Source organism: Pelomonas sp. Root405, assembly GCF_001425165.1.
GTDB lineage: Bacteria > Pseudomonadota > Gammaproteobacteria > Burkholderiales > Burkholderiaceae_C > Pelomonas.
Genome location: NZ_LMDU01000014.1, coordinates 117,085 through 130,296 on the forward strand (window position 1 = coordinate 117,085; position 13,212 = coordinate 130,296).

Consider the following 13,212-nt stretch of genomic DNA (forward strand, 5'->3'; position numbering starts at 1 on the left):
CATGCAAGTCGGATAGCTTCCCTTGGGAAGTTGCCGAACCCCGTGGAGCAGCTCCTCGAGGACGTCATTCCGCAGCGATAGCTGTTCAAGTAAATTGCCTCTAGCCATGTCAGAGGTGGCCCTTCAACTTGTCTACTACAGCTGCCAGGTTCTTCTGACGTTCTGCGGCAAGTGCCCGCTGTTCGCTTGACGTGCTTGGGCTTGTGGCGACAGCGATGGTTTTCTCCAGGCAGTCCGTTAGGTAGGGCAGGCGAGTCTTGTGCGTCGCTAGGAACCTGCACCCAGAGCAGATGCCGGGGCTCGAGGCTTCGGAGTTTGGTCTGCCGTCGAGGTCAACTGCTCCCACGCCTTCATTGAGACATCGCGCCCGCCTGATGTGGTTCTGACCAGAGCCACAGAAGCAGTAACCCCAGGCATTTGGCTTTGCGACAATTCCGGTCTCTAGGAAAATCCTCGCCGCTGTTTTCTCAGGTGCTTCTGTTGAAGCACGCATACTGGTGCGCAACCTATGGGTGAGCCTCTTCAAGCGCTCACTTTGTTGGCCGGCATATTCCATCGACCCCGCCGCTACGCTTTCTACTATTTGGCTGGTCAACACGCGTGATGCCGCAGTGGACCACTCGATGAAATCCGCGTTCGCTAAATAGACGCTGGTCCGCACGAAATCAAAGTGGAACATCGCGACGGATAACGCTGCGACCGGAAGTTCGAAGCGATTGGCCCACAAAACGGCGGCGAAACGCCTGAACTGTCTAGGAGTAAAGTTCCATCGAAACTGGTTGCTAGCGGAGTCGGTCGCCATTGGCAAATTTGCCAATGCAGCCAGCAAATCCAAGGTCGGGCCATCGAATGCTTTGAGTGTTACTCTTCCCGTGATTCTTTTGGACTGCTTAGCTAGTAAAAATTTGGAAGACATCCTGAGGCGCCGAGCGCGGTATAACTCCTCGAAAAGTAGAATTCCGCGAGCGATTGTTGGATGCACCGGAGAACTTCGAGTTTGACGGTAGTTCTTCTCGATGTATCTCGCGGCCCATTGACCAGACTCCTCTGTGCCGCTTATACAGCCAGCTTCCAACCCGCTAATTTCTCCAGGCCGAGCCAAGGTTAATGAGGAAATGACGACAAAAAAGGCGTGTGGCAGAAGTTTCTCTGTAATGGTTACGAATTGAAGAACTGGCAATGAATCGTCTTTTCGCTCCCTGCCTTTGTAATCAATATCGAAGTTGATGCCTGCAATCTTTGCGGCGCGAACTATCTCGCGATAAATCGCTACCTTCACACGCTTGCAAGGCGCCGCTTGTGCTTTCAAGATGAGCGGTCCGAGTTGTTCTAGCCACACTATTGCGGTCCGCAACATAGCAGCCCCAACCTCTAGCGGTATTAGTGGCGAACTGTTCTGTCTGGTGGAGCCGTAAGTCTTCGCGAGGGTGTGTGCTCCGTTTGGGAACGGATTGACCCCTAGCTCAAATGGAAGTAAATCACGTGCCTCCCAAAGATGTATGAGCGGATTTAAAAGCTTAAGCACTCTGTCGGTAGAGGCGCTGGCGTCATTCGCTAGCGTCTCGTGGGAAGTATTTGATGCTTGGTCGCCGTCTGATTCGTCCGCGTCGATATCATCGGCGCGCACTTCTGTCTCCAGCGGACATCCCGGCTCGGGCGACCCGATGGTCAAGCGTTTCGAACAGTGTTTTGCATACAGGTCCGCGACCTCGGGGGTGACATCTTGAACGTCAAAATTGTTTTGAACCAACCACCGAAAATAGGCCACAAAATGCAGCGCGTGGTAGTACATCGTTGAGCCATCGCGAATCCCGTAGCCGTGAGTCGCTCCTACTCGTTCCAATGCAACGTTCATGCTGTCCCGCCAAAGGGAATGGCTGGGGTCGTCAAGATAGAATCCGTTCCCTAAGTCTTGGTGCAGGCTGAAAGACAAGCGTCCTAAGTCAGGAGCCCGCGTAAAAATCCAAATCGCATCATCAATCTGGCTATGCATCCAGGGTGGTTGAACAGCCTTCGCAGCGTGATTTGAATCGAGGGCAGATTTCTGTTGAGTGGGCATCGCCATAGCTATATCTCCAGGAAGTGACAAAAGCCAGCGTCAAATTCGCGCCTCGCGGCACGCTCAATGAAAGGCAGTCGGTTCGCCATCAAACTGACTGCCGCTTTCTCGAGCAAGGCTGTAGCCCAAGCAAGCTCGGGCATGCATCGCGTCATCCAATGCTCTCGGCGGGTCATAATAAGTATTTCGCTGGCGCGCTCCAGGCTCCACTTTGTTAGATACCCGTCCTTGCAGAGGGAGTCAGTTAGGTGAACAACGAACGTCGCCGTGGAATCGCCCAGCACATAGTCGTCGTCTTCGTCTTTCTCAGGCGTAGCGAGGGCTTGGCTCGCTAGTTGCAAGGCTTTCTCTTGAAACTGCCGCTGGTATGAAGACAGGCGAAGTCGTTGCAAGAGCTGGAACTGATACGCCGAAGTTGCATTCGATAGATGCGTATGTCCTCCTAGCGTTGCAACAATTAGCGAGTCGGGACTTTTGCTAAGGTCCTTTAGCATCAGCACGCAAGGTCGTATAGCGGAAGGAGTAAAGGCGAAGCTGTCCGATATCCCTTCATCTCTTAGGAAATAGTCAAGCCGCTTGGCCAAAAAATGTCCGTTTGCTTTGGAAACCGATGACTGGTAGCGAAAGACGAAAAGGGGTGCACTTACTTTTTCGACTGGCCGGACCAGGCGCGGTTGGGACTCAGGTCGTTCGGGGATTTGAAGTAGCTGCGCCTCCCTTTTCTGTATGTCTTCCAAATATGCTTTTCGCTGGCGAGCGGCGGCATCGGATATGGCAGCCATGGCGTGGGTGGCTGGCACCATGTCGTTAAATGGCTTGGTGCTCAATACCGAGATTACATACTTTCCGTTCGCACGTTCTTTTATTGCTCCGACCACGACGGCGTCGTTGATGTCTGGAGCAGGGTGGTAGCCAAGCGGGATTTGGATATCGCAAAGGGGAGCGACATTCAAAGCGCTTTCGCACGCAGCAAGGAGCATCCCAGCAGCGACTGCATCGGGACTTGGAGCGAACATCGCGTCCAACTCAAACCTGCCCACGACTTGCGAGTACAAAAGTTCGCAGAAGGTCTTGTCCAAGGTGTCTTTGGCAGCGGGTGGCATGCCGCCGTAGTAGGTTTCGATGCACAGCAGGGCGTGAGGGATGAAGTCGCGCTTATGCCGCCTAAATTTCCCAGCCAAGGTTTTCTTATGCGTCTTATCTCCAAGTAGCACCGCTTGAATCTGTGCGGCAATCTCCGGGTCCCCGGCAGATAGGAGGTCGGGCGTGGCTCGATATATTTCTTCCCAGTCCCGAAACTTCTGCGAGGCCACGGATTGAATCGTTTCAATGCACCGCTCAGCCAAACGCTTTAAGGCAAGCACTACTTCCTCGGGTGTTTTTGGTGCCAACTCAGGGAAATTTGCGGCGAGAGCGACCAAGGCCTCTGTGAGCTCTTCTCGGTCATTTGGGTCGAGCTCTTCCGCCAACTGGCCGAGAGTCTTTGTTATCAATTCTTCCCCCGCATCATCCTTTGGGAGACCAGTGGCAGTGTGCTCTGGCTTTTTAGTCGGCCTGACTTGCTGAATGAGACTGCGCCGTTGCCGTGAACGCTTGTGGGAATTCGATGGAATCGTCGGGACGGATAATTTCGAACAAACGCCCATCCTATTAAGTTTCAGAAGGATTTGACGGACATATCCTAGGCGTTGACCGGCGGAGCGTGGTGCATCAATATGCGATTGGATGACAGCACCCGCCCATGCATTGATAGCGGTCTGCCATGCTTTCCGTTCATGCGAAGACGCGTTGGCGTCAAATGGGTGCAATTCCGGCAGGTTTTTATCCAGCCATTCGCCAAATCGGCGAATCTCGTTGGCGCGAGAGCGCGCGCCGTATAACGAGCCGGCAGCCCAGTCCCCCACTAACTCAAAACAGGCGTCGAATACTCGGCTTACGATGAACCTGCGCATGGCGCCAAGTCGCAGTAGAGTGGGATTCTTCTGCTCGGGCGGATGGATGAAAAAAATCAGGTTCTCAGCATTGACAACCCCATACGGGTATGTTCCGCCTTCCTGGCGCCGCGCTTCGAGAAAATGGCGATGCTCGAAACGAGTCATCGGCGCGCTCCTCTACGCACGCTGCAGTCGGAGCGCCTAGGCGTGCACTGCGCGTCGGCGCGCGAGGCATGCAGTACTTGCGCCAGAGGGCATGGCGAGTGGACTCTGGGGCCGGCGAATACCGGCGTCCGCCTGGTTCTAGGTAGCGCAACGGTCGCGTCAAGGCGACAAGCAGACAAGCGCATGCAGCAGCTCCACATTCGACGAATGTTTCATCGAAGGGAAGCCACCCTCTCTCGCTTGAGGCAGCGCCAATCCCGGACAGAGCCGGTGGGACATCCTTTGGCTGTCCCCTCTCTCGGCGCTTCAGTGAGAAGCGGTGGGTCTATAGATGCGAGCGCAGGGCCCCCGAGCCATCTCCATCAACGCGCAGACCTGCGTGCATCTGCTGCGGATGAGACCTTCCAGACCGAGAAAAGTGCGGGCACTTTATTGCCAGCTGAGTCGTCGGTTGGCCTAGCCTTGTACCGGAAATCAGGTTCAAGACAGGCGACCTTGAGCGGCGGAGTACTTACCCCATCGACGGCGGGGTCAGTGCGGCTGCGGCGGGAACGAAGTTCTTGCACCGCTTCCCACAGTTGCTCATGTGAGTCAGAATCGGCTTGTTTACTATTGACAGCAAGATGTTCTTGACCTTTGACGGCCTTGAAGGCCGCGTTCCTCCAGTGATGCTTGAGGCAGGGTTTCAGTACTGGAGCGCTGCTGTGCTTCCGAGGCAGGTGCCGTGGTATCTCCTGAGCATCCAACGTGAGGGAAGTGCCCGACGGCAGGAGACGGTATTCATCGCCAGCGAGTCGATGCTGGTCGAGCTTCTAGGCGACGTCGACGTCAGTTCAGTTACGGGTCTCATGCGTTTCGACGCCCGGCTAGACGTACTTGGCGCTTGGGACTTTGTGCAGGTCATCGAGGTATGGTGCGATTGGCTTCTTCCGGAAGGGTGCCGGCTTTTCTTCAGGCTGCAAGGAGAGCGCGGCCTTCGGGACGCGTCGCTGCGACGTACCGAGGCGCATGACATAGGGATGCTTTTGGCAAAGATGCCGCCTTTGGTTCCGTCGGCGCGGCCATGAGTCAGCAAAGCCCGTCTGCGCCCGGTGCAATTTATTTGGGCATCAGTGGTGTTCTGCATCCGAGCCGGTCCCTGTACGAGCTCGCAGAAGCAAGGTCGCCAGAAGACGACGGGCATACCGACTACGAAGCGGCTCCAATTTTGGACAGACTTTTGTCGGGCTGGCCGCGGATTCGCATCGTGCTCACGTCAACCCAGCCGCGACAGGATGGATTGCACAACGTGCTTATCAAGCTCGGAGAAGGTCTTGCGTCACGCGTGATTGGGCACACCTACGAGGACCTCACTACGAAAGCAAAGCTAGGACCCCGACAGCGGCCGCTATCCGTCGATGATTACTGGCGCTGCAACAAGTCTGACATCGTGCGCCTCCACCAGCGATGGCTACGTCCAGTTGCTTGGGTGGCAGTGGACGACGAAACGATACTTTGGACGCCGGACGAGCGCCTCAACCACCTCGTGGCGGTTGACGGTTGTAAGGGCCTCTTGGACCCTGCGGCGCAAGACCGGTTATTGACCTTGCTCTACTGCAACTTCGGTTCTCCGAAAACCTAGGCGCTCATTCCAAGGTGCTGCGACCGTACCGGCTCTCGACACGACCAGCTAGTTCCTCAAACGTCAGGTCAACACCGCGAGCCAAGCGGAAAAGGACGCTGAGGGTCGGTTGCTTGAGACCCACCTCCACCAAGGAGACGTATGGCCGGTCGAGACCGGCCTTGGCCGCCAAGTCCTCTTGGGAATAGCCAAGCTCCGCCCGTCTTGCTTTCAGCTCGACACCTAGTGCCTCTACGAGGCCTTGAATTCTGCTTGGCTTCACAAGCCAGCAGTGTTGTTGTTCTGTTGCCAATAGACACGTGTCAATTGACGGCAAAATTCTTTATCAGGGGACGCAGATGACCACGCCGGATGAACGCACAAGGGCGCTCCTACAGACGAGGGAGTTCCTACTTCAGCTTGTGGCGTCGGACCAGATACCCAGCGTCTCTGAAGAGGTGCGGCGGCAAGCGCGCCATCTACTGCGGCACTATCCCGGACCGATGGAACTTAACTGGGCTCACCGCGCGTTGCCCATGCACTTCGGAGAGGTTTGGCCATCGCAGCTTTCTGGACCGAACGAGGTATAGCGGACGTCCAGAGGTCACGACGTGGCGTCGGGCCGCTCTGTCATTTGAAGTCCCTGCTCTTCGCTCGTAGCCCCCGTATCAACGGCGTGTGGTCTTCAAGGTAGCCAGCGATGAGGTTACGGCCTCCTTCTTCGCACTGCCACCGTCCCTTCACACCCAGCAGCCTAGAGTGCAAAGCCACCTGTCGGAAGCGCTCAAAGACGCCGGAATAGACGATGACTTGAATGTCGCCGAACTCGTCTTCCAGCGAGATGAAGGTTACCCCCTTGGCGGTCTCCGGCCTTTGTCGTCCGGTGACCTTGCCGATGGCATAGACCTGTCGGCCGTCTGGGGCGTCGCGGAGGTCGGCGGATGTCATGAGTCGCTTCCCTTCGAACCGCGGGCGTAGCAGCGCAAGCTCGTGCGTCCGCAGGGTCAGGCCCAGCGAGGCGTAGTCCCAAAACACCTCTTCGCTCTCTGATGCTTGTTCGAGCTCCAGGTAGTCCTCGTCAACAGGCGCATCGCTGAGCAGCGGTGGATTCAAACGCGGCGCTGCCGCGTCCCAGACTTGCTGACGACGGTGACCGCTGAGGCTCATCAGCGCATCGCCAGAGGCGAGGGCGGTCATCTGCGCTCGGTTCAAGCCTGCACGGAGCGCTAGGTCTTCGGCGCTATCGAACGGCGCGGCCTGGCGCGCAGCCGTGATGGCCTCCGCAGAAGTCTTCCTGAAATGTTCGATGAGCCGCAAGCCCAGCCGAACAGCATGGCCGCGACCCTGGGGCTCCAACACGCAGTCCCATTCCGAGCGCATTACGTCGGCCGGCAGCACGACAACTCCATGTCGCTTGGCGTCCTGCACCAGCTGGCTTGGGCTGTAGAAGCCCAACGGCTGAGAGTTGAGCATCGCAGTCAGGAACTCGGCGGGATGGTGATGCTTTATCCAGCAACTCTGCCAGACCAGCAGCGCAAAAGAGGCCGCGTGCGATTCTGGAAAGCCGTAGGACGAGAAGCCTTGAATCTGGGCAAAGATTGCCTCGGCGAACTCCGGCTCATACCCACGCGCGACCATGCCATCGACGATGCGGGAATAGTGCTTGTCCAGCCCCCCTTTTCTCTTCCAGGCGGCCATGTCTCTCCGCAGTTCATCGGCCTGGCCGCCGGTGTAGCCCGCTGCAACCATCGCAATTTGCATCACCTGTTCCTGAAACAACGGGATGCCAAGCGTGCGTTCGAGTACGGCCTCCAGCTCCTTGCTGGGGTAGGTTACTGCTTCCTTGCCTTGTCGCCGGGCCTCATACGGCCCAACCATGCCACCTTGAATCGGTCCGGGCCTGACCACGGCCACCTGGATGACTAGGTCGTAGTACTTGCGTGGCCGCGTCACCGGCAGCTTCGCGCGCTGTGCCCTCGACTCGATTTGGAACACACCAATCGTTTCTGCGGCGCAAATCATGTCGTAGGTGGCTGAACAGTCTGGCGGGATGTCCCGCACTGAGAACTCGTAGCCCTTGGTCAGGCTGATGAGTTCGCACGACTTGCGAATTGCGGTGAGCATGCCCAAGCCGAGCACATCGACCTTCAGGAGCTTCATCGCGTCAATGTCGTCCTTGTCCCACTGGATGACCGTGCGGTTTTCCATCGAGGCGTTTTCAACCGGAACGATGCGGGTCAACGGGCCTTGCGTCAGGACAAAGCCGCCTGGATGCTGGCTCATGTGCCTGGGCATGCCCAAGATTTGCCGCACCATGTCGATGAGCTGCCGGACAGCGAGGTCCGTGATGTCAAGGCCGACTTCCACCAATCGCGTCTCGTCCAGCGTCTCGAGGTCCCACCACGCGTAGTTACCGCTCAGGGTCTCAAGCATCGGCAGCTCGAAGCCCAGCGCCTTGCCGACGTCCTTTAGGGACGACTTCACCCGGTAGCTGGTGACCACCGCTGTTAGGGCAGCTCTGTCGCGCCCATACTTGCTGTAGATGTGCTGAATGACCTCCTCGCGCCTCTGATGCTCGAAGTCAACGTCGATGTCCGGCGGTTCGTCGCGCTCCTTGGAGATGAACCGCTCGAACAGCGTCGACATGCGCGCCGGGTCGACCTCGGTGATGCCGCAGCAAAAACAAACGACGCTGTTGGCGGCCGAGCCGCGACCTTGGCAAAGAATGTTGCGGCTGCGAGCGAACATGACCACGTCGGCCACGGTCAAGAAGTAGTGCTCGTACTTGAGGTCTGAAATTAGCTCGAGCTCGCGCTCAATTTGGTCGTTGATGGCAGCCGGAATGCCATCGGGCCAGCGACGGCCCGCGCCTTGGTAGGTGAGCTGGCGCAAGTAGCTGGTGGCAGTTTCTCCTTCAGGCACCACCTCCGATGGGTACTGGTAGGCAAGTTCATCTAAGCTGAAGTTGCACCTGTCTGCGACCTTCAGCGTCTCGGCCAACAGGTCATCTGGGAAGGTGCGGGCCAGACGGCCCCGTGTGCGCAGATGTCGCTCTGCGTTGATGTCGAGGGCCTTTCCGCACTGCGTGAGCGGCTTGCCGATGCGCGTCGCGGTCATGACGTCCAACAGGGGCTTGCGACTGCGGCGATGCATCGTCACGTTTCCGACAGCCACAAGGGGTATCAGCGTCTCCACGCTGATTTGCCGCATCCGTAGCAGGCGTATCTCATCGTCGCTGCGTCGCAGAAGGTCGATACCAAGCCAGGCCCGACCCAAGAAGTACTTGAACAGCCAGCGACCGAGCTGCAGCAGCTCCGGTGGCAGTGCATGCCTGGTCGGGCACGCGATGACCACGCAGTCGTCGAGAACCCCGGGCAAGACATCGTCCAGCCCCATCTCGTACGTGCCCTTCTCGGACCGCCGACGAAGCTTGGACACGAGCTGGCAGAGGTTGCCGTATCCGTTGAGCTTGGTTGCGAGCACGACCAGCGTGAAGGGGAAATCGCACTGAATGTCGAACTGGCTGCCCACGAGCAGCTTGAGTCCCTGTTCCTTGGCCTCGACATGCGCGCGCACGACGCCGGCCATCGAGCATTCATCGGTGATGGCGATGGCCGAGTAGCCCAGCTCCTTGGCCCGCTCCACGTACTCCCGTGGCCAGCTAGAGCCTTTGAGGAAGGAAAAGTTGGTGGAGCACCGAAGCTCGGCGTAGTCGGGAAGCGTTGCCATGCCGAACCATTAGGAAAACATCCCGTGCAGGTACCAGGCGGGCTCGCCGGTCTCCTCCCGTGTGCTGAAAATCCACAAGGTGCCGGCTATCTCCGACTGAACGGTCCAGTACTCGCGTTCGGCGTGCTGCGTGGCCAGGGAGGCACCGGGGAGGCGGTTCCACCATCCACCTTCGACCCGTTCTGGGCCAACGATTGGTATCAGTCGGCCCTGGTAGAAGGGGCGTTCGTTGCGGACGGTGAGCTTCAGCGGCCGCTCGAGTAGGAAGGTCGGTGCCGGTAGCGGCTCGACGTCGCCCTGCTTGCGGTTCTTGCGCTTGGCGACCGGGCTCCACAACGTCGTCCACTCTGCGCGGTGCTCGTCGACCTCATAGGGCTGCAAGACGCGCTTGGCTCCGAGTCGTGACGCGACGCGTTCGAGCGCGAGCGTCAAGGCCTCACCAGCGTTGGTGGTCTGCGGAAACAGCGACAGGCTCTCCTCGGTGACACGCTCGACGCCAACAGCTTCCAGCTTCAACTCGCCCACAGGCGCCAGCAATTCCACCTTTGCCAGGTGCTCGGAGAGCAACTTGGTGAAGTGGTTTGCATCGCGCATGGGCGACGAAGACCGGATGACAAGGTCGCCGCTGGGCCCCGCGTCCTTGGCCCGCATCGAGTCGTGAACCCACGTGAGGCGGAAACCCTCTGCGCCGGTGTGACGGGCTGCCAGCCAGCCGCACATCTGCAACAACATGGGGCGCGCGTACGCCATCAGCGCCGGCGCGTTCTCTTCCCGCGCAGGCAACTCGAACCGCGCCTGGAACTCTTCCGGGATAGTCTCCCACTCGAACGTTTCGGGACGAAGACCGTATGTCTGGTCCAAAGCGACAAGCAGGTCTTCGCCGAAGCGCCGACTGGTCGCTGGGCGAGGCAGCCTGCGAAGTTGGCCTAATGTATTGATGCCAGCTCGGGCCAAGGTCTCGACCTGCAGCGACGCTGCGTTGAGGGCGAGCAATGGCAGCGCGTCCAGGACGGTCTCCATCGCCCGGTCATCCAGTTCTTCATCACATCGCGCGAGAGCCAGGGAGCCCAGCGCCGTCGGTGCCCAGCCGATGCCTGTAACGCCCAGGTCCGGGGCTTCGTCGGCGACGCGCGCCTTCAACGCCTCCGCGCCTTTGAACAGTCGCAGGCTGGCCCAGACCTCAAGGACGACCGCACATCCTTCTACCGTGGCAACTCGCGGCGTGAACTGCAAAGCCCACATGGCGATGCGCTGAAGCGCATCAACCGTTGGTTGGGGCAGTTCGTGCGAGGGCTTCTTGGGCGACGCAGGCGGTACTGGCGGAAACGATGTTGTCAGGGCTACCCACAGCTTCACGGGGTGCCTCCTTCCGTTGAACAAGTGAGCTGGGCCGACGCATGCGCGGCGTCAGCACGTGCTCTAAGCCGCCCGGTATCGAGTCCAGCAAAAGTGGCGTCTCGTGGGCGGGTCCGCGGCGTTTGAAGATTTCGACCTTGAGCTGCCAGTCCATTAGGGGGGAGGCCAGCAGTCTTAGCGGGGCCGGGGAGGGGTCTTGGCGAGCGTCCAGCGGTCGAAAGACGAAGACAGGACCTTCGCTTCCCTGGGCGGCAACCTGCAAGCGGCGCAACTGGCTTGGCAGGCACTGCGGCAGCCAGGCGAGCACGGCGGCGGTCGCGTTGGAACGAAGCATCAGCTCTGCCGTCCAAAGGCGTTCTGACGGGGTCTCGGCCTTTATCCAGACCAGACAGTTTTCGTGGAGCCCGAGATGGCGCAGGCCGGGTAGATGAGGGGGCTTGAGCGGACCGATAAGGACGACCGACCGACCGCTGGCGACCAACGACCGTAGGCACGGCCCAACCACGCGCCATTCAAGCTGCGTGGGGTGGCTCTGCAGGATTTCGGTCATGGAGCCGCAGGGCCACCCACCGTCCGGCAGTTGGTCGTCCAAATCGGCGAAGCCGGTGCCCACCACGGCCGTTCGGCCGTGCCCCAGTTCGTTGGCACGCCAAACCGAATCAGCGAGTTCACGAGGCAGCTCGCAAGTTGGGTAAGCGGCGTTCTGGGCCGGCGCCACCAGGTCGGCCTCACCCAGGGCTGCCTGAGCCCCCTGAAGGGCTTCCAGGGGCCTCAGGGGCGGTTTGGCAGGGGGAAGCGGGGAGGACAGAATGCCCTCCACCTCGAGGGTGGACATTGGGTTGCGCTTAATACTGTTGTTTTATACAGTACACCACCAGCCCCGCCTAAGTCCACCCGCAAATGCACGCCATCGACCAACTCATGACCGATGCCGCATCGCGAATACCAGTAGGCCCGCCTGCGCGCTGTCCGTACTGCCTCTCCGACGTGGAGTTGGTAGCGGCTGACGTCGTCTATCCGCTGCGCCCGGAGCTCGCCGACCGGAAGATTTGGCGGTGCACCAACTGCGACGCGCATGTGGGTTGCCACCGTGCTGGCGCGAGGGTGGCGCTGCCTGACGGCGAGTTGGTCGTGTCCGATGGGTCGTTGCCGATGGGCAGCCTGGCGAACAAGGACCTACGAGCCGCGCGCATTGAGACTCATCGGCTGTTCGATGCGCTGTGGCAGCCACCGGCCAGGATGACCCGACACGAGGCCTATGCCTGGATGGCGCGGTTGCTGTCAGTGGATACCGAGGAAGCGCACATCGCCGCGCTGACGTACGACGAGTGCATCAAGGTCCAGCTCGCCATCGAGGACATGATGCGAGCACCGGGTGAAGAGCCTGAGCTACCAGGGGCTGCGCATTGGTTGATGCAGGCCGATATCGAGTTCACTGTCGCGCCCGATGGGCACTTTTTCGTGAAGGCTGGCGACGAGCTCGTGGACTACTGGCCCGAGCGGCAGACCTGGTCGGTACAAGGGTTGCTGGCCGAAGAGAACGAGGGGCTTCACAGCCTCGTGATGTATTGCAAGAAGCCCAAGCGGGCAACGCGGCACTGAAGTCAGGCCGAGCAGGAAGACGTTATGAGCTACGACGACCGCTTCGTTCGCGAAGCTGACGTGGGAAAAGTCGACTACACGGACAAGGTCTGGGAGGTCCGCTTGGCCACGATGGCTGCGGTGCCAACCGGCCTGTCGGTCTGGGAACGGCAGGTCCTGATTGCAGACGCGGTGCGCGGTCAAGGTGCGCCGAAGACCAAGCGCATCAGGCTCAACGTGATGGTCAACGACCCTGAGGATGCTGCGGCGGTCAAACGGGTGAGTCAGGCGCTCTTCTTGGATGAAGACGCTGAGCTACCGTTCTAAGTTGTATAGCACTCGAGCGGCTGTTACCGCCCCAACCTGTTCAAAGCCATTTGACCTGCCTCCACCAGCTTGCCCACCGCAACTGGCTTGGTCAGATGCAAGTCAAATCCGGCGGCCGTGCATTGCACCCCTCGCTCTTCACCTCCCCAGCCCGTCACCGCTGCGATGTACGGCTTTGAGCCCATGCATCCTCGGATGCGCCGGCACGCTTCGAAGCCATCAACCACGGGCAGCGTGAGGTCGAGCAGGACCAAGTCGGGCTTGAAGTGCCGAACGAGGTCGACGATGTTCATGGCGTCTCTGGCCGTGCGCGTGTCAGCACCATAGTCAGAAAGCAGCCAGGCGACGGTCTCCGCGGCATCCTCGTTGTCGTCTATGACGAGCACGCGAAGCCCCCTCAGCACAGAACTGGCCATGACTCACCCCTATCAGTACGTTGACAGAGCTGCGGACGGGATAGC

Annotated in this window: 12 protein-coding genes; 5 read left to right on the forward strand and 7 right to left on the reverse strand. The window is 59.4% G+C overall.

Annotation, left to right across the window (positions count from 1 at the left end):
* Positions 1–109: 109 nt before the first annotated feature.
* On the reverse strand, positions 110–2,065 hold the full coding sequence (locus ASC81_RS27130; RefSeq protein ID WP_156392277.1) for a hypothetical protein: 1,956 nt from the start codon (positions 2,063–2,065) through the stop codon (positions 110–112).
* A 2-nt stretch (positions 2,066–2,067) separates the two neighbouring features.
* Complete coding sequence (locus ASC81_RS27135) at positions 2,068–4,158, reverse strand: hypothetical protein (RefSeq protein ID WP_156392279.1); 2,091 nt, start codon at positions 4,156–4,158, stop codon at positions 2,068–2,070.
* Between the two features lie 623 nt (positions 4,159–4,781).
* On the opposite strand from ASC81_RS27135, the gene ASC81_RS18585 reads away from it, so the two are divergent.
* Both ASC81_RS18585 and ASC81_RS28300 read left to right on the forward strand, forming a co-directional pair.
* Complete coding sequence (locus ASC81_RS18585; RefSeq protein ID WP_156392280.1) at positions 4,782–5,225, forward strand: hypothetical protein; 444 nt, start codon at positions 4,782–4,784, stop codon at positions 5,223–5,225.
* Positions 5,222–5,779 (forward strand): HAD domain-containing protein, encoded by a 558-nt coding sequence (locus ASC81_RS28300; protein ID WP_162245927.1) that lies wholly within the window; start codon positions 5,222–5,224, stop codon positions 5,777–5,779. Before ASC81_RS18585 ends, ASC81_RS28300 begins: the two co-directional genes overlap by 4 nt.
* A 4-nt stretch (positions 5,780–5,783) precedes the next feature.
* Here ASC81_RS28300 and ASC81_RS18590 read toward each other — a convergent pair whose 3' ends face one another.
* On the reverse strand, positions 5,784–6,041 hold the full coding sequence (locus tag ASC81_RS18590; RefSeq protein WP_056270321.1) for a helix-turn-helix domain-containing protein: 258 nt from the start codon (positions 6,039–6,041) through the stop codon (positions 5,784–5,786).
* Between the two features lie 76 nt (positions 6,042–6,117).
* Between ASC81_RS18590 and ASC81_RS28200 the strand changes: the two genes are divergently transcribed.
* Positions 6,118–6,348: a BPSL0761 family protein gene (locus ASC81_RS28200; RefSeq protein WP_082536640.1), complete on the forward strand. Its 231-nt coding sequence runs from the start codon at positions 6,118–6,120 to the stop codon at positions 6,346–6,348.
* A 40-nt stretch (positions 6,349–6,388) separates the two neighbouring features.
* Here the strand turns inward: ASC81_RS28200 and ASC81_RS18595 are convergent, their stop codons facing one another.
* Genes ASC81_RS18595 through imuA form a run of 3 tightly spaced genes read right to left on the reverse strand, consistent with a single transcriptional unit; the run spans position 6,389 to position 11,678 of the window.
* Complete coding sequence (locus ASC81_RS18595) at positions 6,389–9,487, reverse strand: error-prone DNA polymerase (protein WP_056270325.1); 3,099 nt, start codon at positions 9,485–9,487, stop codon at positions 6,389–6,391.
* 9 nt (positions 9,488–9,496) lie between these two features.
* Positions 9,497–10,843 carry a DNA polymerase Y family protein gene (locus tag ASC81_RS18600; protein ID WP_235533707.1) on the reverse strand — a complete coding sequence of 449 codons (1,347 nt, stop codon included), beginning with the start codon at positions 10,841–10,843 and terminating at the stop codon, positions 9,497–9,499.
* Complete coding sequence (gene imuA, locus ASC81_RS18605; RefSeq protein ID WP_156392282.1) at positions 10,749–11,678, reverse strand: translesion DNA synthesis-associated protein ImuA; 930 nt, start codon at positions 11,676–11,678, stop codon at positions 10,749–10,751. Before imuA ends, ASC81_RS18600 begins: the two co-directional genes overlap by 95 nt.
* A 65-nt stretch (positions 11,679–11,743) precedes the next feature.
* Here imuA and ASC81_RS18610 point away from each other — a divergent pair, with 65 nt between their 5' ends.
* The gene (locus ASC81_RS18610) at positions 11,744–12,445 is read left to right on the forward strand and encodes a zinc-finger-containing protein (protein WP_156392285.1); all 702 of its coding nucleotides are present in this window, start codon (positions 11,744–11,746) and stop codon (positions 12,443–12,445) included.
* A gap of 24 nt (positions 12,446–12,469) precedes the next feature.
* Positions 12,470–12,751: a hypothetical protein gene (locus tag ASC81_RS18615; protein ID WP_056270334.1), complete on the forward strand. Its 282-nt coding sequence runs from the start codon at positions 12,470–12,472 to the stop codon at positions 12,749–12,751.
* A 23-nt stretch (positions 12,752–12,774) separates the two neighbouring features.
* Here the strand turns inward: ASC81_RS18615 and ASC81_RS18620 are convergent, their stop codons facing one another.
* A complete protein-coding gene (locus ASC81_RS18620; protein ID WP_056270337.1) occupies positions 12,775–13,167 on the reverse strand; it encodes a response regulator in 393 nt (130 codons plus the stop codon).
* Between the last annotated feature and the right edge of the window lie 45 nt (positions 13,168–13,212).